General features: G+C 71.2%; 16 protein-coding genes. 2 read left to right on the top strand and 14 right to left on the bottom strand.

All coding sequences use genetic code 11. From position 1 onward, the window contains the following. Positions 1-2: 2 nt before the first annotated feature. From HCK00_RS21265 to eccD, 8 genes are all read right to left on the bottom strand, one after another. Positions 3-383, bottom strand: coding sequence for a hypothetical protein (locus HCK00_RS21265; RefSeq protein ID WP_168103615.1), 381 nt, complete (start codon positions 381-383; stop codon positions 3-5). Further along, positions 380-874, bottom strand: coding sequence for a YbaB/EbfC family nucleoid-associated protein (locus tag HCK00_RS21260; RefSeq protein WP_168103614.1), 495 nt, complete (start codon positions 872-874; stop codon positions 380-382). The genes HCK00_RS21265 and HCK00_RS21260 overlap by 4 nt, the downstream gene beginning before the upstream one ends. A 19-nt stretch (positions 875-893) precedes the next feature. Then, positions 894-4,304: an AAWKG family protein gene (locus tag HCK00_RS28230; RefSeq protein ID WP_168103613.1), complete on the bottom strand. Its 3,411-nt coding sequence runs from the start codon at positions 4,302-4,304 to the stop codon at positions 894-896. A gap of 74 nt (positions 4,305-4,378) precedes the next feature. After that, a complete protein-coding gene (locus HCK00_RS21250) occupies positions 4,379-4,882 on the bottom strand; it encodes a type VII secretion system-associated protein (RefSeq protein ID WP_168103612.1) in 504 nt (167 codons plus the stop codon). Positions 4,883-4,943: 61 nt separating this feature from the next. Then, positions 4,944-5,264 carry a WXG100 family type VII secretion target gene (locus HCK00_RS21245; RefSeq protein ID WP_168103611.1) on the bottom strand — a complete coding sequence of 107 codons (321 nt, stop codon included), beginning with the start codon at positions 5,262-5,264 and terminating at the stop codon, positions 4,944-4,946. A 97-nt stretch (positions 5,265-5,361) separates the two neighbouring features. Beyond that, positions 5,362-5,703: a hypothetical protein gene (locus tag HCK00_RS21240; protein ID WP_168103610.1), complete on the bottom strand. Its 342-nt coding sequence runs from the start codon at positions 5,701-5,703 to the stop codon at positions 5,362-5,364. Positions 5,704-5,781: 78 nt separating this feature from the next. Further along, positions 5,782-7,401 carry a type VII secretion protein EccB gene (gene eccB, locus HCK00_RS21235; RefSeq protein ID WP_168103609.1) on the bottom strand — a complete coding sequence of 540 codons (1,620 nt, stop codon included), beginning with the start codon at positions 7,399-7,401 and terminating at the stop codon, positions 5,782-5,784. A gap of 20 nt (positions 7,402-7,421) precedes the next feature. Then, entirely contained in the window at positions 7,422-8,822 is a 1,401-nt protein-coding gene (eccD, locus tag HCK00_RS21230; RefSeq protein ID WP_168103608.1) for a type VII secretion integral membrane protein EccD, read from the bottom strand. A 354-nt stretch (positions 8,823-9,176) separates the two neighbouring features. Between eccD and eccCa the strand changes: the two genes are divergently transcribed. Further along, positions 9,177-13,148, top strand: coding sequence for a type VII secretion protein EccCa (gene eccCa, locus HCK00_RS21225; protein WP_206320686.1), 3,972 nt, complete (start codon positions 9,177-9,179; stop codon positions 13,146-13,148). Positions 13,149-13,456: 308 nt separating this feature from the next. Here the strand turns inward: eccCa and HCK00_RS21220 are convergent, their stop codons facing one another. Next, positions 13,457-14,650: a S8 family serine peptidase gene (locus tag HCK00_RS21220; protein ID WP_240965881.1), complete on the bottom strand. Its 1,194-nt coding sequence runs from the start codon at positions 14,648-14,650 to the stop codon at positions 13,457-13,459. A gap of 70 nt (positions 14,651-14,720) precedes the next feature. On the opposite strand from HCK00_RS21220, the gene HCK00_RS21215 reads away from it, so the two are divergent. Next, on the top strand, positions 14,721-18,029 hold the full coding sequence (locus HCK00_RS21215) for a right-handed parallel beta-helix repeat-containing protein (RefSeq protein WP_168103607.1): 3,309 nt from the start codon (positions 14,721-14,723) through the stop codon (positions 18,027-18,029). A 348-nt stretch (positions 18,030-18,377) separates the two neighbouring features. Here the strand turns inward: HCK00_RS21215 and tuf are convergent, their stop codons facing one another. The 5 genes from tuf to HCK00_RS21190 all read right to left on the bottom strand — a co-directional run bounded on the left by tuf (position 18,378) and on the right by HCK00_RS21190 (position 23,759). Continuing rightward, complete coding sequence (gene tuf, locus HCK00_RS21210; RefSeq protein WP_168103606.1) at positions 18,378-19,571, bottom strand: elongation factor Tu; 1,194 nt, start codon at positions 19,569-19,571, stop codon at positions 18,378-18,380. Positions 19,572-19,784: 213 nt separating this feature from the next. Next, positions 19,785-21,923 (bottom strand): elongation factor G, encoded by a 2,139-nt coding sequence (gene fusA / locus HCK00_RS21205; protein ID WP_168103605.1) that lies wholly within the window; start codon positions 21,921-21,923, stop codon positions 19,785-19,787. Between the two features lie 38 nt (positions 21,924-21,961). Continuing rightward, on the bottom strand, positions 21,962-22,432 hold the full coding sequence (gene rpsG / locus HCK00_RS21200; protein ID WP_019707816.1) for a 30S ribosomal protein S7: 471 nt from the start codon (positions 22,430-22,432) through the stop codon (positions 21,962-21,964). 2 nt (positions 22,433-22,434) lie between these two features. After that, positions 22,435-22,806, bottom strand: a complete 372-nt coding sequence (gene rpsL / locus HCK00_RS21195) for a 30S ribosomal protein S12 (protein ID WP_003948652.1) — start codon at positions 22,804-22,806, stop codon at positions 22,435-22,437. A 473-nt stretch (positions 22,807-23,279) separates the two neighbouring features. Further along, the gene (locus HCK00_RS21190) at positions 23,280-23,759 is read right to left on the bottom strand and encodes a DUF1707 and DUF4190 domain-containing protein (RefSeq protein ID WP_168103627.1); all 480 of its coding nucleotides are present in this window, start codon (positions 23,757-23,759) and stop codon (positions 23,280-23,282) included. Positions 23,760-23,875 lie beyond the last annotated feature (116 nt).

Here is a 23,875-nt window from a genome sequence, read left to right as displayed (position 1 = left end):
GGTCAGTGCCGCCCGCCACCGCCACCGCGGCCGACGTCGTCGAGCCCGGACTTCAGTTCGTCCATACCGTCGAGGGCGAAGTTCTGCGCGTTCCTGATCTGCTCCAGCTCCTGGAGACGGCCGTCGGTCATCCCGATGAAGCCGTCCGCGATGGCGTCCAGGCACCCGGTCACGAACTCGCGGTCCTTCTGGTCCTCCGGGCCGATCTCCGAGCCGAACTTGTCGTGCGGCCCGCCGTACCCGTACCACGGGGTCGTCGGCTCCAGGGCGCGGGTGAAATCCCGGGACATCGCCCGGATCTCCTTGCCGATCGCCTGGCTCTCCTCGATGAAGGCACGGAGCAGCGCGGGGTCGGCCTCGAACGAACGCCCGTGGTAACTCAACGACCCGCTCCCTTCTGCCCGTACGTCCCGGCCCCGTTGCCGGAGTCCCCGTCCTCGATGATCTCATCCCGCAGTTTGTCGCTCGCCGAGGGGCGCCCGGTCTCGGCCTCCTCCACCGTCGCCATCAGCGGACCGAAGAGGTCGTCCCAGTCGATACCGGACCCTTCGATGTACGGCCGGTCGCCCTCCGTCTCCGACAGCGGCCGGAAGGTCTCCATCACGGTGCGGGCCATCTCCGCCTGCGCCTGCCGGGTCGCCTCCATCACCGAGGCCGACAGCTGGGCGGCGCCCATGGTGCGGTACTTGCCGTCCAGGAACTTGACCTCACCCAGGCCGCCCTGGGCGTTGACGGTGACCTCCACGCTGCGGTCACGGGAACGCACCGTCACCGACGCCTGGCTGAGCTGCTCCTGGGCCCGGGCCGCCGCCTGCTTGGTCGCCTCCAGATGAGCCACGGCCTTCGCCAGTCTGTCCTCGATCGAATCGCTCATATCAGCCTCCTTCTGCCGTTCAACGCCCGATCACCGCCGGGGCGCCACCTTCGTCGGTGCCCCAGACGTCCTCGTCCTCCTCCACCCACGAGGCGCGTTCACGGCCGCCCGACTCCGTCTGCGGCTGGCCGCCGGCTCCCCCGGCGCCTCCCATGCCGCCGCCCATCGGCGGCATGAAGGGCATCCCGCCCATCGTGCTGGCGCCGCCCCGGGTGGCGGCCGTGACGGTCTCCTCCTGCCGGCCGCCCTGGGAGCGCCGGGTGACCGGCTGGCCGTCGTCCATGACGGCCCGCACACGCTCGCCGTCGCCGCCGGAGCCACCGGTGGTGGAACCGTTGATGCGGGTGCCGGGGGGCAGCATCGGCATGCCGCCGCCCATGCCGTTGCCGGCGCCCATGCCGTAGTCGGAACCGCCCCCGGAGCGGGGGATGCTGTCGTACAGCTCCTCTTCGAAGTTGTTGAACCCCGGGGAGTAGAGCGAGCCGTTTCCGGAGCCCCCTCCGGGGAGGGCGGAACCGAGGCTGGAGGGGAGGGTCTGGCCGGGGCTGATGGGGGAGCTGACGGAGGTGCCGTCGGGCTGGCGGGTGGTGATGGTCCCCTGCTCCGGGTCGAGCACGCTGGAGCTGCCGTCCGGGAACCGGGTGGTGAGGGTGCCGTCCGGGTTCAGTGTGGTGGTGCTGCCGTCGCTGTTGGCGAGGGAGTCGCCGGGGCTCAGGGACTCGGTGAACGAGGTCCCGTCGGGCCGCGTGGTGACGACGTCACCGCTGGGCAGGTCGATGGTCCGGGAGGAGCCGTCGGGCTGGTCGATCGTGACCGTGCCGTCGGAGTTGAACGTCGTGGTGGCCATGTCCGGGCTGAACGAGCTGTTGCCCGGCGGCAGATCCAGGGAGCCGGGCCCGCCCAGGTCGCCGCCCGGACCACCGCCCAGCCCGCCGCCGGACTGGCGGCTGAAGCGCTCCTGCGCCTCCCGCTGCTGCTGCTCGGCGCGCTGTTCCGCCTCGGCCTGGCGCTTCTCCTGCAAGGCCTCCTGCTCGGCCTGCTTGGCCTCCGCGTCCGACTGGGCCTTCTCGGAGCGCTGCTCGGCCTCCTGCTGCAACCGCTCCTGCCGGGCCTCCTGCTCGGCCTGGCGGGACAGCGCCTCCTCCTGCTGCTGCTCGGCGCGCTGCTCGGCCTCCTGCTGGCGCTGCTCCTGCTTGGCCTCCTGCTCGGCCTGGCGCGCTTCGGCCTCTTCCTGGGCCTGCTCGGCGCGCTGCTCGGCCTCCTGCTGCCGCTGCTCGGCCTTCGCCTCCTGCTCGGCCTGCTTGGCCTCCTGCTCGGCTTCCTTCTCCTCCTGCTTGGCCTCGGCCTCGGTCTGCCGCCGCTCGGCCTCCTGCTCGGCCTGGAGCTGCCGTTGCTCGGCTTCCTTCTCCTTCTGCTCCTGCTTGGCCTCCTGCTCGGCCTGCTTCGCCTCCTGCTCGGCCTCCTTCTCGGCCTGCTTGGCCTCCTGCTCCTCCTGCCGCTGCCGGGCCTCGGCCTCGGCCTCCTCCTGCTTCGCCTCCGCCTCGGCCTGCCGCTTGTCCTGCTCCCGCTTCTGCTCATCGCGGTCGGCACGGGCCTGCATCGTGGCGAAGACCTGCCGCTCCTCGGCGCGCTGCTCGGCCTCGGCCTGCTTGGCCTCCTGCTCGGCCTGCTTGGCCTCGGCCCTGGCCTCCTGCTCGGCCTGCTTCGCCTCGGCCTCCTGCTGCCGCTGCTCGGCCTTGGCCTCCTGCTCGGCCTGCTTGGCCTCCTGCTCGGCTTCCTTCTCGGCCTGCTTGGCCTCCGCTTCGGCCTGCCGCTGCTCGGCCTTGGCCTCCTGCTCGGCCTGCTTCGCCTCCTGCTCGGCCTCCTTCTCGGCCTGCTTGGCCTCCTGCTCGGCCTGCTTCGCCTCGGCTTCGGCCTCCTTCTCGGCCGCCTTGGCCTCGGCCTCCCTCTCCTTCTCCTCCTGCTTGGCCTCCAGCTCAGCCTGCTTGGCCTCGGCTTCGGCCTCCTTCTCCTCCTGCTTCCGCTCCCACTCCGCCTCCTTCTCCTCCGCCTTCCGCTCGGCCTCCTTCTCCTTCTCCTCCTGCTCCTTTTCCTTCTCCTCCGCCTTCCGCTCGGCCTCCTCCTTGTCCTTCCTGGCCTGTTCCCGGTCCGCCGCGGCCTGGTCGGTGGCGAGCTTCTGGGTCAGGTTGACGGTCTCGGTGGTGACCTTCTTCGGGAACGACTGGTCGTTGAAGGCGTTCTCGACATCGATGAGGGCCTGCTTGGCGGCCGGTTCGAGGGTTTCCCGGATGGAGTTCTGCCAGCGGCGGATCCCCTCTTCGCCGATCTTCTTCCAGGTCTCCTTGTCCTCCAGCGGCCCGAAGCTCCGGGCGCCGCCGTAGAAGCCGTCGTACTTGACGTAGTGGTAGCCGCTGTCGTAGGACCCGTACGTGCTGTAGTTGTAGACGGGCTTGTAGCGGACCTTCTTGATGTTGTTCTCCCAGACCTCGTCCGTCACGTCCAGCAGGACGTCATGGAGATGCCGGAGGGGATTTCCGTTCTTCTGCCGCCACAGGTCCCACTTGTTGTAGAGGGTCCGTACGGCCTTCTCCACGTCGGTCTTGAACTGCCGCAGGTCGTTCCCGTAGGTCGAGCGGCTGCCGGACTTGGGGAACTGCTCGCTGTACGACTCGTAGTTGCGGACGAGGGCGTGGATGATGTCCTTGAAGACGCCGGCGGCCTGTCCCTTCCAGGCCATCTCCTGCTTGCCGAGGTCGAACTCCCAGTCCCTGAGCTCACGGGCCCGGGCGTCGAAGAAGAGGGCCACCCGGTCGAAGGCCTCGGCGTTCAGCGTGAAGGAGTCCAGGTCCACCGCGTTCGCCTCGGAGACCGACACGTCGTTCCACGAGAAGCCCTGCGTGGTCCCCTCGTTCATCAGGTGCTGGAGCGCCTTGCCGGTGCCGAAGCTGTACTGCGACAGGGCGACGTTGGACCAGACCGTGTCCTTGGACTGGCCCTGGAAATCCTTGCCGAGACCGCTCTTGAACTCGGAGCCCTCGAAGATGACGCCGTGCTCGGGCGGGTCGTCCACACCCTTGTTGCCGAGCATGGTGACCCGGGCCTTCTTCATCTTGACCCGGGTGTCCACGCCGGCGTCGCCGATCGAACCGCTCTTCCCCGAGTAGAAGGGGACCACGAAGTCGGTGTTCGAGATCCGCCAGCCGGAGTTCTCCTGGCGCCACGACATGTCGTCGACCGCCTCGACGATGGCGTTGGACGGCTCCCCGTGGTAGTCCGAGAACTCGACCCGCATCTGGGGGATGCTGTCGTTCCCCAGCAGTTTGCCGAAGACCGTCTCGCGCTTGGGCGCGTCGTACCCGGTGAGCACCCGGACCGCGGTGTGCCAGTAGTCGTCGAGGGAGCTCGCCGGAAAAACGATGTCGTCGGCCACGAGGGAGAACCTCCGGAGCGGGGGGTGGTGCGAAGCTGGGGCGGGGGCGGCCGGCCGCGGGGCCGGCCCGGCGGTCAGTCGTCGTCGCCGCCTCCGCCGCCCCCGCCCCGGCCGCCGCTCATGTCGGAGTCCACGTCCTCGAAGACGTCGAGGAAGTCCTGGCCGTCGATGTCGATCAGGTTGGAGTTCTGCGTGGAGAACAGCGTCTCGATCGAGGTGTCCAGGTTCTCGATGATGTGCTTGAAGAGCTTGGACTGCTCCTCGTAGATCTCCATCAGGTCCTGGGCGCTCGTGGCGATGGCCTGGTTGAGCTTCTGCCCCTTGCTGTGGAGGAACTCCTCCTTGAGCATCATGCCCAGCGACAGCGGCCGGTTCAGGCCGTAGGACTCGATCTCCCCGTCGCTGGTGATGTCCGTCTCCCGGATCAGGGTGGCCATCGTCACCCCCAGCACCGGGTCGTCCTCCGCGATCTTGCGGAGCTCGTCCTTGAAGGGCTCGACCCGGTCGTCCCGGAAGGACTGGAGACCGGCCTTGTCCATGGAGATCTTGCCGGTGTCCGTATTGGGGTCTTCCGCCATGGCGCTGCTCCTTCGGCCGGGGGTGACGGGATCGGGACGGGGACGGGGAGATCGGGGCCGGTCAGCGGCCGATCTTCACCGAGCTCCACATCTGGCTCAGCGACTTCTCGCTGTACTGGTAGTTCTCCGAGACCGAGGTCAGCAGGGTGGAGTGCTTGGTGAGCAGCTCCTCCATCGCCTTGACCGCGCTGTCCCAGGCCTTCTGCTTGTCGTCGTAGACGTCCCGGTCGTCACCGATCCAGGAGTTCCGCAGCTCGTTGAGCTCCATCTCCAGGTTGGAGAGGGTCGTCGCGATGGCCTTGGTCTGGTGGATCATGTCATCGGCGGCGTTGCTCATCTGCGAGTAGTCGACGTAGATGTAGCCGTCGGTGAAGTCGGTCATGCCTGTCCTCGTCTCACGTCACGGGCATCGGCGAGAAATGATGCCCTGTCAAGGCTGTGGGGTCGGTGCGCCGGGAGAGCGCGGGGCTCGGGCCGGCTCAGCCGGTGAGGGCGTCGAAGACGGAGTCCGACTCACGGTACGCCTGGTTGATCGAGTCGACCGACGAACCCTGCTGCTTGCCGTGCTCGGTGAGGGTCTGGTTGAGCGTCTCGATCATGTCCTGCACGTTCGTCAGGATGACGTCCGCCTTCTCCTCCCAGGCCGCGACCAGGTCCCTGAACGCGCCACCGTCGCTGCCCTTGTAGTGGGTCATCAGGTTGTTCTTGGTGTTCTCGACGTCCTGGCGGCACTTCAGGACGCCGGTGAACGCCATCTCCAGCGCCTGGACGCCGTTCCGGGTCGCGTTCTCCTCAGACTGCTGCATTCCGTTGACCGACATGCGGGTCCTCTCATCACTCGTCCGGGATGGGGCGATGCTACGAGCGCCCGCTTGCGTTGGCCATGATCTGACTTGGCGTCAGATTGCTTTTTCCTTGCTTTCTCTGCCCTCAGTGTCCTCACCAGCCTCTTCGGACCCTTCAGGCCCTTCGACCCCTTCAGACCCTTCGGCCCCTTCGCCACCCTCCGCCCCGTTCTCGCCCTTGATTTCCTTCCGCTCCCGTTCGTCCCCCCATGCGCAGCGCGGGGCCGTCACGGTGGAGCGGCCGGACTCGGCGGCCTCCGGGTACAGATCGGGCCCCGAGGGGAGCATCGCCAGCATCAGCAGGGGCATCTCGCGAGGCGTCGCGTCCTTGTAGCCCAGGGCCTCGACGGCGGTGGTGCCGGCCAGCCGGTACTTCACCCCCGTCTCGGTGACCAGGTAGACGGTGCTCCCCACCTTGCCGCCGGCCGCGCCCACGGCCCGCACCAGGGCACCGCGGCCCGGGGGCACGGTGATCCGGTCGACGGGCAGGCAGGCCGCGGCGGCCGCCCCGGAGGCGTGCTGGGCGACGGGGCCCAGCCCGGGGGTGGAGGTCAGGGTCACGTCGACGTGGACGCCCTTCTTGTCCCCGGGGCTGATCCGGGCACACGGCGACCGGTCGTCGCCGACGGTCACGGCCTTCGGCGGGCTCTGGGGGGACTCCCCGGGCCCCTTGGTCCGGCTCTCGCCCGGCGCCAGCGCGCCCTTGAGCCCTTCCGAGGAGAGCGTCACGGGGGCGGGGGAGGCGCCGCCGTAGGCGTCCGCACGGGTCTTCGGGTCGGCCAGCACCAGGGCCAGCTCGGTGGCGGTGAGCGGGGCCAGGCCGTCCTCGCGCAGCACGTAGTGGCGCTCGCCGGCCCCCGGCACGGCCAGTTCGAAGACCTGCCCGACGGTGGTCTCCCGGCCGTCCAGCCGCGGCCCGGGCGTGCCCCGCCCGGGAACGTTCGGGGCGGCCAGATCCGGCCCGGCGGGCAGCGCGTTGAGGAACGCCGCCGAGACCGGCACCGGGTCGACGGACGCGTAGCCGAGCGCCTCCGGCGCCCCGGACTTCCGGTCCAGCCGCAGCCGGCTGCCCTGCCAGAGCAGATAGCCGGTGCCGTCCGGGCCGGCGGCGAGCAGTCCCTCGTCGTCGGCGAGCTGGTCGCCGTCGGACTCGTGGGCGACGGCGAGCGTCGTGACGGCCTTGGTCCGGTCCGCCGCCACACCGGGCTCCGCCGGGGTGGCGCACACCTGCCAGGGGTCACCGGAGAGATCACCGGCCGCGGGCAGCTCGTCGGGGGCGCCGCCGATGCCGATGGGGGTGCCGCGCGGGGTGTCCTTGAGGGAGGCGCTGCTCACCGTGGTGGTGGCCAGGTCGGCCCCGGCGAGCAGCTTGGCGGAGGCGTAGTTGCGCACCGGGCGCAGCCTGCCGTCCAGGTAGAGGTAGCGGGCGCCGGTCCCCTTGTCGACGATGAGATTGCCGGAGGTCTGCCAGGAGTCCTGCTTGCCGGGGTTGAACAGGCCGAGGACGAAGGCGCCGCCCGCCACCAGGAGGGCGATGATGATGCCGATGGCGACACCGCGGTTGGTGCGGCCCTGCGGGCTCTCCGGCGCGTCCGGGTCGGCGCGCAGCATGCCGGAGGTCAGCCGGCCCATCAGGAACATGTGGGCCTGGACCTGGTCGCGTTTGTTCTGCATGTGCTCGACGGCCCTTCAGGTCATCCGTTGAGGGAGCGCAGCCAGCCGTAGACGCCGAGCACCCACAGGGCCAGCGGCAGCAGGCTGATCGCCGCGGCGGAGTGGAGCAGTTCGGCCGCCCGCCCCCAGTAGGGCACCAGCCGGCGCCCGGGAACCGTCCAGGAGGCGATGGCGAGGGTGGCGGCGGCGGCGAGCAGCCCGGCGGTCAGCAGCAGCCGCCCGCCCGTCTCGGCGGAGGCGGCGGTGCCGGCCACGAGCAGCGCCAGGCCCCAGACCCCCGCGGCGACCAGCGCCAGCCGCTGGAGGATGTTGCCCAGTCCCCGGCTGTGCAGGAGCAGCAGCAGCGACAGGGCCACGATGGTGAGGGTGGTGGCCAGCGTGGGCCGGTAGGCCAGGCCCAGCAGACAGGCGGCGCAGATCGCGGCGGTGGCCGCGTAGAGGCCGGTCATCCAGTTGTCGGCGGCCACCGTGCGGACGGCGACGGCGGACGGCGAGCGGGGCTCGATGCCCTCCTGGAGCTGCTGGGCGTTGGTGGGCAGGGGTGGCATCCGCAACCCGGACAACCGGAAGGACATCGACGGCACCAGCGCCCCGAACACCACCGCGGCCAGGGCGACGATCCCGGCCACCTCGTCCGGGCCGAGATCGGTGATCATCATCAGCGCCCCGGCGAGGACCCCGGCGACCGTCACCGCGACCAGCGCGAGGAAGAGCGCGGCGAACGCGGCGACGGCGGCCACCGCGAGCATCGCCCCGCCGACCCCGGCGGCGCCGGCCGCCAGCAGCCGGGCGCCCAGCACCTCGTAGTGCTGCTGGCCGCCGAGGGAGCCGCCGGGCAGCAGCCAGCCGGCCGCGGCGAAGTAGGGCACGGCGGCGAAGCCGAGCGCCGCGCCGGCCTCGGCGTCGCCGACGGCCCGGCTGGCCGACCCGGCGCCGCCGAGCAGCAGCAGACCGCCCACGGCCGCGGCCACGGCGCGCAGTTCGCCGTAGGGGCCGGGGATGCACAGCGCGGCCAGCCCGGCGGCCAGGGTGAGCACCAGCAGGGCCAGCAGCACCCGGCGGGACGCCGTGGCGCTCCAGCTGAAGGGACGATCCTGCATGGTGGAGGCGACGCCGTCGACCAGGTCGTCCAGGAGCACCTCGGGCAGCGCGTCGGTGCGCGGCCGGAGGTAGAGGGTCTCGCCGTCGAGCAGGCCGAGCGATTCCAGGCTGCTGTCCTCGTCCAGCGGCTCACCACCGAGCCGCTGGAGGATCCAGCCGCTGTGTTCCAGGCCCTTCTCGGCCAGTTCCTCCCCGGCGTAGTTCACCAGGGTGGGCAGCAGATCGGCCACGGGCACGTCCGCCGGCACCGCGAGATCGATGGACTTGGCCGGGGCGCGCACCGTGATGCGGCACAGACCTGCCGTTGTGGTGTCAGTCATGCGGGAAACTCACGCTTCGTCGGAAGACGCCGGGGTCTTGAGGGAGGAGAGGGGTTCGGTGGACGTGTGCGCGGTTGGGGCTGCACACTACTGGCTGAGTGGCCGGATCGTGTGCCTCCGTCCGCGGAGAACCGTGTAACGGATCGTAGATTCTCTCCGGTGAGGTCGGGGGACCGGCCCCGGGCCGGGGCCCGTGGTACCTCGCCGTCCCTGGGCGGGCACCGCCACCCGGGCAGCCGCTCTGCCCTTTGGGGCAGTTTTTCCGTCCTCCGTTCACCTCCGTCCCACCCCGTCCCCCGTCACCGAGTGCCGGGTGCGGCCCGAGAGCAGCATCCCCGTCAAGGAGACCGCTCGTTGAGTACCATCCTGTTCCGCAGGCCCGCCCGTCGGCGCGGACCGGACATGCCCGAAGGGGAGCTCAGTCTCCAGGAGCCGCCCACGCTCCCCGAGGCGACCCCCGACAGCGGGGCGGTGTGGAACTACCTGCCGATGGCGCTGATGTCGGTGTCGATGATGCTGATGTACCTGCGCCCCGGCGGCTCCCGGAGCGGGGGGTTCATCTACCTGGCGCTGGGGATGATGGTGGTCTCCGCCGCCGTGATGATCCTCGGTCAGTTCATCCGCCGCGCCAGCGAGCGCAAGCAGCGGCTGAAGGGTGAGCGCCGGGACTACCTGCGCTACCTGCGGCAGACCCGGCGCAAGGTCCGTACCGCCGTGGCGGAGCAGCAGCGGGCGCTGGTCTGGCGCCACCCCGCGCCGGGCGCGCTGTGGTCCCTGGTCGGCACCACCCGGCTGTGGGAGCGCCGCCCCGTCGACGAGGACTTCGGCGAGGTGCGGGTCGCGGTGGGCGACCAGAAGCTGGGGCTGCGCCTCGCCCCGCTGTCCACCAAGCCGGTGGAGGACCTGGAGCCGCTGAGCGCGCACGCCCTGCGCAGCTTCATCCGCGCCTACTCCACCGTCCCCGACCAGCCGATCGCGGTCTACCTGCGGACCTGGGCGCGGCTGCTGTTCCGGGGCGACGAGGAGCGGATCCGCGCGCTGGCCCGGGCCATGGTGGCGCAGCTCGCCGTACTGCACCCGCCGGAGGAGGTGTGGATCGCGGTGTGCGCCGCGGACGAGCGGCGCGCCGACTGGGAGTGGATCAAGTGGCTCCCCCACAACCTCCACCACACGGACTCCGACGGCGCCGGATCGGTGCGGATGGTCGTCTCCTCCGTCAACGAGCTCGACGGGCTGCTGGGCGCCGAGTTCGGCGAGCGCCCGCCCTTCGACCCGGAGGCCAAGGCCGGACGCGACGAGCCGTACACCGTGATCCTGCTGGACGGGGTCACGGTCCCGGGCGGCCACCGGATGGACGGGCCGGGGTTCCGCAACGCGGTCGTCCTCGACCTGGCCTCCTCGCTGACCTGGCGGCCCGGCCGCGCCACCCTCCGGCTGGACCTGGTCGAGGAGGAGATGCGCCTGGTCCGCACCGACCGGGAGCGCAAGGAACAGCTCACCCCCCTCGGCCGCCCCGACCAGATGGGCCTGCGCACCGCCGTCTCGCTGGCCAAGCGGCTGGCCCCGTACCGCATGGGCATCGGCCGCGACTCGGCCGAACCGCTCGCCTCCGACCTGGAGCTGACCACCCTCCTCGGCATACCCGACCTGTACCGCCACGACCCGCCGACGCTGTGGAACCGCCGCACCGGGTCCGAGCGGCTGCGGGTGCCCATCGCGGTCAACCCCGAGGGCACCCCGGTGGAACTGGACATCAAGGAGTCCGCCCAGGGCGGCACCGGCCCGCACGGCATGCTCATCGGGGCGACCGGCTCCGGCAAGAGCGAGCTGCTGCGCACCCTGGTGCTGGGGCTGGCGCTGAGCAACTCCTCCGAGACGCTCAACTTCATCCTGGTGGACTTCAAGGGCGGCGCGACCTTCCTCGGCCTGGACGAACTGCCGCACACCTCCGCCGTCATCACCAACCTGGCCGACGAGGTGGCCCTGGTCTCCCGGATGCAGGACGCCCTCCACGGCGAGCTGATGCGCCGCCAGGAGCTGCTGCGCTCCGCGGGCAACTACACCTCGGCGCTGGAGTACGAGAAGGCCCGGGCCGACGGCACACCGCTGGACCCGCTGCCGAGCCTCTTCATCGTGGTCGACGAGTTCAGCGAGCTGCTCTCCGCGCACCGCGAGTTCATGGAGCTGTTCGTGATGATCGGGCGGCTCGGGCGGAGCCTCGGCGTCCATCTGCTGCTCGCCTCGCAGCGGCTGGACGAGGGCCGGATGCACCAGCTGGAGTCCCACCTCTCCTACCGGATCGGCCTGCGGACCTTCTCCGCCATGGAGAGCCGCGGCGTACTCGGCGTGCCGGACGCCTACGAGCTGCCGCCGACCCCCGGCAGCGGCTTCATCAAGACCGGTGTGGAGGCGCTGACCCGGTTCCGCGCCGCCTATGTCTCCGGCCCCTACCGGCAGCGCAGCGGCTCCGCCGTGCAGGCCCGGATCGCCAGCCAGGTGGTGCCCTGGACGTCGGGCTGGGTGGTGCCCCGGCAGATCCCCGAGGCGGAGGCCGAGCCCGAGCCGGAGGCGCTGGAGACCGGCGAGTCACTGCTGTCGGTGGCCGTCGAGCGGATGCGGGACGCCGGGCCGCCCGCCCACCAGGTGTGGCTGCCGCCGCTGAACGAGCCCGAGACCCTCGACATGCTGCTCGGCCCGCTCACCGTGCATCCGCAGTACGGCCTGACCTGCGACATGAACCGGCGCGGCCGGCTCGTCGCCCCGGTGGGCACCGTCGACCGGCCCTTCGACCAGCGCCGGGACGAGCTGCTGGTGGACCTCGCCGGCGCCGGCGGCCACGTGGCCGTCGCGGGCGGCCCGCAGAGCGGCAAGTCCACCCTGCTGCGCACCCTGATCACCTCGCTGGCGCTCACCCACACCCCGCGTGACGTGCAGTTCTACTGCCTGGACTTCGGCGGTGGCACCCTCGCCGGGCTCAGCGCCCTGCCGCATGTCGGCGGGGTGGCCGCCCGGATGGACAAGGAGCGGGTCGGCCGGGTCATCGCCGAGATCACCTCGCTCCTCGCCCACCGCGAACGGCTCTTCCTCGAACACGGCATCGACTCCATGGCGACCTTCCGGCGCCGCCGGGCCGCGGGCGAGTTCCCGGACGAGCCGCACGGCGACGCCTTCCTGGTGATCGACGGCTGGTCCACCGTCCGCCAGGACTACGACCAGCAGATCCCCACGTTCAACTCCATCGCCAGCCGCGGCCTCAACTACGGCATCCACCTCGTCGTCTCCACCTCCCGCTGGGTGGAGCTCTCCTCCGCCATCCGCGACCAGGCCGGCACCCGGCTGGAACTGCGCATGGGGGACCCGATGGACTCCGGGATCGACGTCCGCAAGGCCGCGACCGTGCCGCGGATCCCCGGCCGGGGCCTGACCCGCGACTCCAAGCTGCACTACCTGGCCGCGCTGCCGCGCATCGACGGCACCCCGGACGGCGACGAACTGCTCTCCGACGGCGTCGCCGACCTGTGTGAGCGGGTACTCAAGGCCTGGGGCGACCGGCCGCCCGCCCCGCAGGTGCGGATGCTGCCCACGCTCCTCCCCGCCGCCGAACTCCCGCCCGCCGAGGGCAATCTGCGGGTGCCGCTGGGGATCGGCGAGGACCGGATGGACACCCTGTGGCACGACTTCACCACCAACCCGCACCTGATCGTCGTCGGGGACACGGAGAGCGGCAAGACCAACCTGCTCCGGGTGATGGCCAAGGCGATCACCGAGCGCTACACCCCGGCCGAGGCCCGCATCATGGTGGTGGACTACCGCCGTGACCTGGTGGAGGCCGTGCCGGACGCCTACCGGCTCGGGCACGCCGTCTCCATCGACGCGCTCAAGGAACTGGTCGACGGCGCCGCCCGGGCCGTGCGCACCCGGCTGCCGGGCTCCGACATCGCCCCCGCGCGGATGCGGCTGTGCGACTGGTGGACCGGGCCCCGGCTGTTCGTCCTGGTCGACGACTACGACATGGTCGGCGGCGGCGGACCGCTCAACCAGCCCTTCGCCCCGCTGATGGACCATCTCGCCCTCGGCTTCGAGGTGGGCATGCACCTGGTGGTGGCCCGCTCCGCGGCGGGCGCGGGCCGCGGCCTGAACGACCCGCTTCTGCGCCGGATGCTGGAGGTCAACACCCCGGGCATCCTGCTCTCCTGCCCGCCCACCGAGGGCTACGTCTTCGGCAACGTCAAGGGGCGCAACCTCATCCCCGGCCGCGGCACCCACATCACCCGCCGCACCCGGGTGGACGTCCAGACCGCCCTCCTCGACGCGGAGGGCTCATGAGAGGCGCCCACCCCGGGCGGGCCGCCCCGGGCCCGGCGCCACCGGGCCGCGCGGGCCCGCCGGGCCGCGCGGGCCGCACGGGCCCCGCAGTCCGACGGGGTCCGGCGGCCCTGCCGGCTCCCCCGGCTCCGGCCGCCCCCTCGGCCCTGCCGTACGGGTCCCTCCTGCGGTACCGCTCCCTCTCCGTTCTGCCGGGCGCCTCCGCCCCGCCCGGCCGCCCGGCCCCGGCGGAGCCCGCGAACCGGCCGGGCCGCGCAGCGGCGCGGGCCCCGTCCACCGGGCCGGGGTGCCCGGCCCCGGTGGAGCCCTCAGCTCCCGTCCGCCGGGCGCCAGCGGCGGGCCTTGCCCAGCGGTACGACCACCATCGCCGCCCCCACCAGCACGGCCATTCCCAGGGCGCCACCACCGATGAACAGCGCGCGCTCCCGGGCGGCCGCCGCGGTGTCCGGCGGGACGTGCGCCGGCTCGGGAACGGGCCGGTCGCCGGCCTTGCCGGCGGGGAGGACGGCGGTCAGCCCGGCGTAGATGTCCAGCCTGGGCGTGTGGTCGGGATAGGCCGCCTCCAGCAGCCGGCGGGAGACCTCCGCGGCGGTCAGCTCGGGCTCGTAGGAGCGGATCAGCGCGGCGGCGCCCGCGACCTGCGCGGCCGCCAGCGAGGAACCCGAACCGATGTAGTGGCCCTTGCCCTCCGGTCCGATGCCGACGACCCCGTCGCCGGGGGCGGAGAGGTCGGGGGCGAGCGGGGCCGGCGCGCCCTCGGGGCGCCCGCCGCCCGGGCCGTGGTCCACGACCGACAGCACCGTGGGGACCCGCGCCGGCCAGTACGCCCGGGGCTTGGTGTCCGGCCTGCCGTCCAGGCCGGTGGGTGCGACGTCCGGCGCCACCGGGGCGACGACCAGCGCGTCCTCCTGCGCGGCGTGGGCGACGGCGGCGGTGATCTCCTCGCCGCCCTCGGCGAGGGCCTGGCCGACGTAGACGACCTGCGCGCCCTGGTCCACCGCCGTGGTGATGCCCTGGGCGACCAGCCCGGCATCGGGGTTGCCGCGGTTGTCCGTGCCGCGCACGGCGAGCACCTGGGCGCCGGGGGCGACCCCGCTGACGGCTCCCCCGTCGGCCGGTGCGCCGGCGATCACCCCGGCGGCGAAACTCCCGTGCCCCACACAGTCCGTACCGGCTCCGCCCACGGCCGTGACCCGGCCGGACAGCGCGGGGGCCGACTCGCCCACCCCGGTGTCCACCACGGCCACCGTCACGCCACTGCCCTTCGACAGCTGCCATGAACGCGAGAGCTGAAGCGCCTGATGCGTCCAGGGCCGGGTCTCGGCGGTCTTCGTGGAGGCCGTGGCGCACGGGTCACCGTCCCCGACCCGCAGACGCAGCGGAGGAAGACTCACGGGGCCGTCCGCGGCCCGGGCAGGAGGGACGGGCGTCAGGCAGGAAATCGCGGCAGCCGCCGCGACGACCGCCGCGACGGCCATGGAGCTGCAACGGGCCGATGGCATGCGGCAGATGATATGGGATTGGATGGGGTACCGGGCCGGTCCCGGTCCACGGTGAAATCAGGAGGGTGGCGTGTCACGGCAGGTACTTACGGTCGGCCCGGGCCAGGCGGACGGATTCCGGACCATCGGTGAGGCGCTGGCCGCGGCACGCACGGGCGCGGTCGTCCAAGTGCGCCCCGGCCGCTATGCGGAGAACCTCATCGTTCGCACACGGGTCACGATCGTGGCCGAAGGGGCAGCGGAGAGCGTGGAGATCTGCCCCCGGCGGGGCACCGCGCTGACCTTGATGACGGACGCGGTGATGCTCACCGATCTCGTGCTCCGCGGCGGCAGCGAGGACGTGGCGGTGGTGGACGCCCCCCGCGGGCAGGTCGCCATGGACCGCTGCACGGTGATCGGTTCGGGCTGGACGGCCGTGCTGGCCCGGCTGACCGGCTCGCTGGCCATGCGCGGCTGCCGCGTCACCAACCGCCAGGGCGCCGGGATCGTCGACACCTCCGACGAACCCAGCGTCATCGAGAACTGCGTGCTGGAACACCTCGGCACCTCCGCGGTGGTCCTCAGCGACAACGCCCGGTCCACGGTGCGCGACTGCCGAATGCGGGACGCCCGCGGCAACGGCGTCCTGGCCAACGGCGAGGCCGCGGGCACCGTGGAGTCCTGTGACATCAGCGGCACCGACAAGCCCGCCATAGCGCTGGAGGGCAACAGCACCACCCACGTGATGCGCACCACCGTCCGGGACAGCGCCGTCGGTGTCTACCTGACCAGCGCCGCGCGGCCCACCGTGGAACAGGTCCAGGTCTCCGGCACCAGCGGGCCCGCGATCCTGCTCTCCGAGGGCGCCGACCCGCTGCTGCGCCGCTGCACGACCCAGCGCACCAAGGCCGGTGCCCTGACGGTCGCCGAACGCTCCCGCGGCACCTTCGAGGACTGCGAGTTCACCACCTCCGGCGGACCGGCGATCCGGGTGGCCGACGCCAGCTCGCCGACGTTCCTGCGCACCACCGTGCGGGAGTGCGCCGAGCCCACGGCGGCGGTGCAGCTCGCCGAGGACACCACCGCCGAGTTCGACCAGCTGGAGGTGGCCGATGTGAAGGGCAGCGCGATCTCCGTCGCCGCCCAGGCCGATCCGCTGATCCGGCGGGCCCGGATCACCGCCCCCGGCCGGCACGGCGTCGAGGTCGGCGAGGACGGCCGCGGCCGGCTGGAGTTCTGCACCGTCGAACGCGCCGGCGAGGACGCGATACGGATCGCCGGCGGCGCCTCCACCCAGCTCGACGACTGCGTGCTGCGCGCGGCCGGAGAGGCCGGCGTCACGGTGGCGCGGGACGGGATCGCCCTCGTCCGGGACACCCAGATCGAGGACGTCGGCGCGTCCGGCGTGGCCGTGCACGGCGGTGAGCTGACGCTCACCCGCGCCCGGATCAACGGTTCCGGGGCGCACGGCGTCCTGCTCGCCGACGGGTCCCGCGCCGAGCTGCGCTCCTGCGAGATCAGCGGCGCCCTCGGCGACGGCATCCGGATCGACACCACCGGGGAGGTCTCCGTCCAGGGCTGCGCCGTGCGCGACAACCGGGGCGCGGGCCTGGCCCAGACCCGCCCCTCCGAGCAGGTGGAGGTGCTGGAGCTGACCAGCGCCGCCAACGACCGGCCCGACGCCTGGGGCGCGGAGATCGCGGCCGCCGCCGGCTCCACCCCCGGGCCGAAGCCCTCGGGGAAGGACGGCGCGCCGGACCCGCTGGCGGATCTGGAGACCCTGATCGGGCTGGAGGGCGTCAAGCACCAGGTGCGGACCCTGGTCAACCTCAACCAGCTCGCCCAGCGGCGCCAGCGGCTCGGCCTGCCGGTGCCCTCCATGAGCCGCCACCTGATCTTCGCGGGCCCGCCCGGCACCGGCAAGACCACCGTCGCGCGCCTCTACGGCGCGATCCTCGCCCAGCTCGGCGTGCTCCCGGAGGGCCACCTGGTCGAGGTGTCCCGCGCGGACCTCGTGGCCCAGGTCATCGGCGGCACGGCGATCAAGACGACGGAGGCGTTCAACAAGGCGATCGGCGGTGTCCTCTTCATCGACGAGGCGTACACCCTCACCTCCGGCGGCTCCTCCAACGACTTCGGCCGGGAGGCCGTGGACACCCTGCTCAAGCTGATGGAGGACCACCGCGAGGACGTGGTCGTCATCGCCGCGGGCTACTCCACCGAGATGGACGACTTCCTCGCCTCCAACCCCGGTCTGGCCTCCCGGTTCACCCGGACCATCGAGTTCGAGAACTACTCCGTGCAGGACCTGGTGACGATCACCGAGTCCATGTGCCGCGCCCACCAGTACGACCTGGGCCCGGGCACCACGGAGGCGCTGGCGGAGCACTTCGCGGGGATGGACCGGGGCGCCACCTTCGGCAACGGCCGCGCCGCCCGCGGGGTCTTCGAGGAGATGGTGGACCGTCAGTCCTTCCGGCTCGCCACCATGGCGGAGCCCGCCGAACGGGATCTGACGCTGCTCCTCCCCGAGGACGTCAGCGAGAAGGCGGAGGTGACGGAGGAGCCGGGCAAGGACCGCGCGACGATGCTGGCGAACCTGGAGGCCATGGTGGGCCTGGGCGCCGTCAAGCGCGAGGTCACCGACCTGGTCAATCTCCTCTCCACCGCCGAGCAGCGCCGCGCGGCCGGGCTGCCCGCGCCGCGGATCAGCCAGCACCTGGTGTTCTCCGGCCCGCCCGGTACCGGCAAGACGACGGTGGCCCGCCTCTACGCGGGGCTGCTGACCTCCCTCGGCGTGCTGCCGCGCGGCCAGCTCGTCGAGGTCGCGCGCGCCGACCTCGTGGGCCGCTACGTCGGCCACACCGCCCAGCTCACCAAAGAGGTGTTCGAGAGCGCGCTCGGCGGTGTCCTCTTCATCGACGAGGCGTACACCCTCACCCCGGAGGGGGGATCCGGCTCCGACTTCGGCCGGGAGGCCGTGGACACCCTGCTCAAGCTGATGGAGGACCACCGCGACGAGGTGGTCGTCATCGTGGCCGGCTACACCGAGGAGATGGGCCGCTTCCTCGCCTCCAACCCCGGTCTGGCCTCCCGGTTCGCGCGCTCGGTGGAGTTCGACGACTACTCCACCGAGGAACTGCTCACCATCATGGAGCGGAACGCGGAGGAGTCCGGCTACACCTGCCCGGAGGACACCCGGGAGGCGCTGCGCTCCCACATCGACGCCATCCCGCGCGACCGGTCCTTCGGCAACGCGCGCCTGGCCCGGCAGCTGCTGGAGACGATGATCACCCACCAGGCGCGGCGCCTCGCCACGGTGGACCTGCCGAGCGTCGAGGACCTGCGGACCCTGCTCCCGCAGGATCTGCCGACCGCCGGACTGGGCGTGGGCCGCTGAGCGGACACCCGGGCGGCGGACCGCCGGGCGCCGGGGCGACCGGAACGCCGGCGGCGCCGGCGGCCGGCGAAGCGAGCCGGAGGCCGCGCAGGCGGTCGGCGGCAGCGCGGAATCGGGGCTGGGGTTCCCTCACCGGAAGGTGAGGGAACCCCAGCCCCGTCGGCTGCCCGCCGTCTCCCCCACAGGCCGGCGCCCCGTCCGCCGCCCCCCGGGGGCCGGCACCGCGGGCCGGCAGCCGACTGCCGGTCCAGCCCGGCAGCGGAAACGCCGAAGGGCCCGTACGGCCTCACGGCGTACGGGCCCTCGGGTGCCGGCCGGAGCCGGCGGATGCCTAGGCGGCGTCCAGGGTCACTTGTTGATCTTGGTGACCTGGCCGGCGCCGACGGTCCGGCCACCCTCACGGATGGCGAACTTCAGGCCCTCCTCCATGGCGACCGGCTGGATCAGCTGGACCGACATGGCGGTGTTGTCGCCCGGCATGACCATCTCGGTGCCCTCGGGGAGGGTCACGACGCCGGTCACGTCCGTGGTACGGAAGTAGAACTGCGGGCGGTAGTTGTTGAAGAACGGGGTGTGGCGGCCACCCTCGTCCTTCGACAGGATGTAGGCCTGGGCCTCGAACTCGGTGTGCGGGGTGACCGAGCCCGGCTTGATGATGACCTGGCCGCGCTCGACGTCCTCGCGCTTGATGCCGCGGAGCAGCAGACCGACGTTCTCACCGGCCTGGCCCTCGTCGAGCAGCTTGCGGAACATCTCGATACCGGTGACCGTGGTGGTGGTCTTCTCGGTCTTGATGCCGATGATGTCGACGGTCTCGTTGACCTTGAGGACACCACGCTCGATACGGCCGGTGACGACCGTGCCGCGACCGGTGATCGTGAAGACGTCCTCGATGGGCATGAGGAACGGCTTCTCGGTGTCGCGCTCCGGCTCCGGGATCGCCTCGTCGACGGCCGCCATGAGCTTGAGGACGGACTCGCCCCACTCCTTGTCGCCCTCGAGCGCCTTCAGCGCCGAGACGCGCACGACGGGGAGGTCGTCGCCCGGGAACTCGTACTCGGAGAGCAGCTCACGGACCTCGAGCTCGACGAGCTCCATGATCTCCTCGTCGTCCACCATGTCGGCCTTGTTCAGGGCGACGACGATGTACGGCACGCCGACCTGGCGGGCCAGGAGCACGTGCTCCTTGGTCTGCGGCATCGGGCCGTCGGTGGCGGCGACCACGAGGATGGCGCCGTCCATCTGCGCGGCACCGGTGATCATGTTCTTGATGTAGTCCGCGTGACCCGGGCAGTCAACGTGGGCGTAGTGACGCGACTCGGTCTGGTACTCGACGTGCGCGATGGAGATGGTGATACCACGCTGGCGCTCTTCCGGCGCCTTGTCGATCTGGTCGAAGGCCGAGGCCTCGTTCAGGTCCGGGTACGCGTCGTGCAGCACCTTGGTAATCGCCGCGGTGAGCGTCGTCTTACCGTGGTCGATGTGACCGATGGTGCCGATGTTGACGTGCGGCTTAGTCCGCTCGAACTTCGCCTTCGCCACTGGGGTCCTCCTGTGGACTGGTGCTGTACTCCATCCACACCGTGCGGATGGGCTCAGGTGGTCTGTCGAACCGACCAGGACCCCTAGGGGATGCCCTTGGCCGTATTCGCTTGGGGGCCGGCCGCCGGGGCGCCCGCCGTGGACCGGTGAGGGTCCGCGGCGGGTGGCCCGGGAGCCTGTTGCGCTCCAGCCTAATGGCTGAGCAGCGTAGTGCTACTCGCCCTTGGCCTTCGCGATGATCTCCTCGGAGACGTTCCGCGGAACCTCGCCGTAGGAGTCGAACTGCATGGAGTAGCTCGCGCGGCCGGAAGTCTTGCTGCGGAGGTCGCCGACGTAGCCGAACATCTCCGACAGCGGGACCAGGGCCTTGACGACACGGGCGCCGCTGCGCTCGTCCATGGCCTGAACCTGGCCACGGCGGGAGTTGAGGTCGCCGATCACATCACCCATGTAGTCCTCGGGCGTGGTGACCTCCACGGCCATCAGCGGCTCCAGCAGCACCGGGGACGCCTTGCGGGCCGCCTCCTTGAACGCCTGGGAACCGGCGATCTTGAACGCGAGCTCCGAGGAGTCCACGTCGTGGTAGGCACCGTCGAGCAGCGTCACGCGGACGCCGACCATCTCGTAGCCGGCCAGGATGCCGAACTGCATGGCCTCCTGACAGCCCGCGTCCACCGAGGGGATGTACTCCTTGGGGATGCGGCCACCGGTCACCTTGTTGACGAACTCGTAAGCCGTGCCGTCAACGGTCTCCAGCGGCTCGATCGCGATCTGCACCTTGGCGAACTGACCGGTACCACCGGTCTGCTTCTTGTGCGTGTAGTCGACCCGCTCCACCGGCTTGCGGATGGTCTCGCGGTACGCGACCTGCGGCTTGCCGACGTTGGCCTCGACCCTGAACTCACGCTTCATCCGGTCGACCAGCACCTCGAGGTGGAGCTCGCCCATGCCGCCGATGACGGTCTGGCCGGTCTCCTCGTTGGTGTGGACCTGGAAGGAGGGGTCCTCCTCCGCGAGCCGCTGGATGGCGACACCCAGCTTCTCCTGGTCGCCCTTGGACTTGGGCTCGATCGCGACCTCGATCACCGGCGCCGGGAAGTCCATGGACTCCAGGATCACCGGCGACTTGTCGTCGCAGAGCGTCTCACCGGTGGTGGTCTGCTTCAGGCCCATGACGGCGACGATGTCGCCGGCGCCCACGCCCGAGATCTCCTCACGCTTGTTCGCGTGCATGCGGTAGATCTTGCCGATGCGCTCCTTCTTGCCCTTCACGGAGTTCAGCACCGAGTTACCGGTCTCCATGCGGCCGGAGTACACGCGGACGTAGGTGAGCTTGCCCAGGTGCGGGTCGCTCATGATCTTGAAGGCGAGACCGGCGAACGGCTCGTCATCGCTCGGACGGCGCTGGATGGCCTTCTCCGCGTCCTTGGGGTCGGTGCCTTCGATGGCCTCGACGTCCATGGGAGAGGGGAGGTAGCGCACGACCGCGTCGAGCAGGGGCTGCACGCCCTTGTTCTTGAACGCGGTACCGCAGAACACCGGGGTGAAGGTCGGCTGACCCTGGTTCTCGGTGTGCGTCGAGCTGATGGTGGCGCGCCGGATGGCGGCCATGAGCTGGTCCTGGGTGGGCTCCTCGCCCTCCAGGTACATCTCCATCATCTCTTCGTCGTGCTCGGCGATGGTCTCCAGGAGCTTGCCGCGCCACTCCTCGGCCGCCTCGACGTGGGTGTCGGGGATGTCGACGACGTCGTACATCTCCCCCTTGGTCGCCTCGGCGGACCAGACGAGGGCCTTCATGGCGACCAGGTCGACGACGCCCTTGAAGTCGGCCTCGGCACCGATCGGGAGCTGCATGACCAGCGGCACCGCGCCCAGGCGGTCCACGATCATGTCGACGCAGCGGTGGAACTCGGCGCCGGTGCGGTCGAGCTTGTTGACGAAGCAGATCCGCGGCACGCCGTACCGGTCCGCCTGCCGCCACACCGTCTCGGACTGCGGCTCGACACCGGCGACACCGTCGAACACCGTGACCGCGCCGTCGAGGACGCGGAGCGAACGCTCCACCTCGACGGTGAAGTCGACGTGGCCCGGGGTGTCGATGATGTTGATGGTGTGATCGACGTCGTTCAGGGGCCAGTGGCAGGTCGTCGCGGCGGACGTGATGGTGATGCCGCGCTCCTGCTCCTGCTCCATCCAGTCCATCGTGGCTGCGCCCTCGTGGACCTCACCGATCTTGTAGCTCACACCGGTGTAGAACAGGATCCGCTCGGTGGTGGTCGTCTTGCCCGCGTCGATGTGGGCCATGATCCCGATGTTGCGGACCCTGGCCAGGTCAAGTGAAGTGGTGGCCATGTGGCTCAGTCTTCTCTCGGTCTCGATGGGGGTAGCGACTACCAGCGGTAGTGCGCGAAGGCCTTGTTGGACTCGGCCATCTTGTGGGTGTCCTCACGGCGCTTGACGGAGGCGCCCAGACCGTTGCTGGCGTCCAGGAGCTCGTTCATGAGCCGCTCGGTCATGGTCTTCTCGCGGCGGGCGCGGGAGTAGCCGACCAGCCAGCGCAGCGCGAGGGTGGACGCACGGCCGGGCTTGACCTCGACCGGCACCTGGTAGGTGGCGCCACCGACACGGCGGGACTTGACCTCGAGGGTCGGCTTGATGTTCTCCAGAGCGCGCTTCAGCGTGATGACCGGGTCGTTGCCGGTCTTCTCGCGGAGACCCTCCATGGCGCCGTAGACGATGCGCTCGGCGGTGGAGCGCTTGCCGTTCAGCAGCACCTTGTTGATCAGGGACGTCACCAGAGGAGAGCCGTAGACCGGGTCGATGATGACCGGGCGCTTCGGGGCAGGGCCCTTACGAGGCATGCTTACTTCTCCTTCTTGGCGCCGTAGCGGCTGCGGGCCTGCTTGCGGTTCTTGACACCCTGGGTGTCGAGCGAACCACGGATGATCTTGTAGCGAACACCCGGCAGGTCCTTCACACGGCCGCCTCGCACGAGCACGATGGAGTGCTCCTGCAGGTTGTGTCCCTCACCCGGGATGTAAGCGGTGACCTCGATGCCGCTGGTCAGGCGCACACGAGCGACCTTACGCAGGGCCGAGTTCGGCTTCTTGGGGGTGGTGGTGAACACACGCGTGCAGACGCCACGGCGCTGGGGAGAACCCTCCAGTGCGGGCGTCTTGTTCTTCTCGACCTTGTCCTGCCGGCCCTTGCGGACCAGCTGCTGGATCGTAGGCACCGTTTCTCCGGTTTCTGTGTGCCAGTCTCGGTAAAGCTAACCTGGGATTTGTCGGGTTCCTGACCACTTACCCGACCCACGCGGTCGGGTGTGTCGACGCTGCGGACTCGCTGCGAGGCAGACAAGGCACAGAATGCGGTGTCATGGACCGTAACGGTCTCCGGCCTCCGGGCGGCACTCGTCTCCCTGGCGGTGGGAACCGCGGGAAACGCGCGCACGGCGGCCCAGGGACACCCCAGGCACAAGGTCAGAGCGTACCTACCGCATGGGCTCCGGTCAAAACAAGTCCACGCGCCCACGAGAGCGACGGCCGCCGGGGTGAACCGGACAATCCGTGCGGCCTCACCCCCGCCGCGGGCTTCCTTCCCCGTGGGGCTCCCCGCCACCGCTCCCAGCAGCGCGGACGCCGGCGGAGCCCCGCTCCCCCGGCCCGTGCGCACCCCGGGCCGAGCCCGCCGGGCGGATCGCCCGGCTCAGCCGGCGCCCGCCGCGACCACCAGCAGCACGAAGAGGAGACCGAAGCCGATCGACAGCCAGCCGATGACCACACCCGCCATCGCGAAGCCGTCCCCCGACTCCCCCGACCTGCGGATCTCGGCGCGCGCCTTGTGGCCCAGGACGACGGCCGGGATGGCCGTCACCCCCCAGGTCATCGGCGAGAGGATCCCGCAGACCAGGGCCGCGGTGGCGGTGCCGTTCGCCCGGCCCGGCACCGGCGGCGCGGGCAGGAACGTGTGCGGGACGGGCACGGGGGCCACCGAGGGGGCCGGGAAGGTCTGCGGTACCGGCCCCTGCGGCAGGTCCGACACGATGGCCTGTAGCTGGCCGTGCGTCTGCGCCTGGTAGGCCCGGCCGATCCGCTGCTCGTACTCCCCCCGGGAGAGCCGGCCCTCGGCGAAGCCGGCCTTGAGCACGTCGACCGCGCGCTCCCGGTCCGCGTCCGAAGCACGCATCATCGACATCTGCGGATGCTGGGCGGGCCGCGGATGCCCACCCCCCTGCCACGGTTCGAACGTCACTGCGGCACACCTCCCCGTCTCCCTCACTGCCCATCATCCACGACGCGCCA

The sequence above is a fragment of the Streptomyces zingiberis genome, assembly GCF_012034935.1.
GTDB classification, from domain to species: Bacteria; Actinomycetota; Actinomycetes; order Streptomycetales; family Streptomycetaceae; genus Streptomyces; species Streptomyces zingiberis.
The sequence above is the reverse complement of the archived record's forward strand: the minus strand, read 5'-3'. Positions and strand labels throughout refer to the sequence as shown.

Excerpts from the sequence above, each read along its gene's own strand:
- HCK00_RS21260 (WP_168103614.1), bottom strand. The coding sequence starts at position 874 with ATGAGCGATTCGATCGAGGACAGACTGGCGAAGGCCGTGGCTCATCTG.
- HCK00_RS21250 (WP_168103612.1), bottom strand. The coding sequence starts at position 4,882 with ATGGCGGAAGACCCCAATACGGACACCGGCAAGATCTCCATGGACAAG.
- HCK00_RS21245 (WP_168103611.1), bottom strand. The coding sequence starts at position 5,264 with ATGACCGACTTCACCGACGGCTACATCTACGTCGACTACTCGCAGATG.
- HCK00_RS21240 (WP_168103610.1), bottom strand. The coding sequence starts at position 5,703 with ATGTCGGTCAACGGAATGCAGCAGTCTGAGGAGAACGCGACCCGGAAC.
- eccB (WP_168103609.1), bottom strand. The coding sequence starts at position 7,401 with ATGCAGAACAAACGCGACCAGGTCCAGGCCCACATGTTCCTGATGGGC.
- eccD (WP_168103608.1), bottom strand. The coding sequence starts at position 8,822 with ATGACTGACACCACAACGGCAGGTCTGTGCCGCATCACGGTGCGCGCC.
- HCK00_RS21220 (WP_240965881.1), bottom strand. The coding sequence starts at position 14,650 with ATGCCATCGGCCCGTTGCAGCTCCATGGCCGTCGCGGCGGTCGTCGCG.
- fusA (WP_168103605.1), bottom strand. The coding sequence starts at position 21,923 with ATGGCCACCACTTCACTTGACCTGGCCAGGGTCCGCAACATCGGGATC.
- rpsG (WP_019707816.1), bottom strand. The coding sequence starts at position 22,432 with ATGCCTCGTAAGGGCCCTGCCCCGAAGCGCCCGGTCATCATCGACCCG.
- HCK00_RS21190 (WP_168103627.1), bottom strand. The coding sequence starts at position 23,759 with ATGCGTGCTTCGGACGCGGACCGGGAGCGCGCGGTCGACGTGCTCAAG.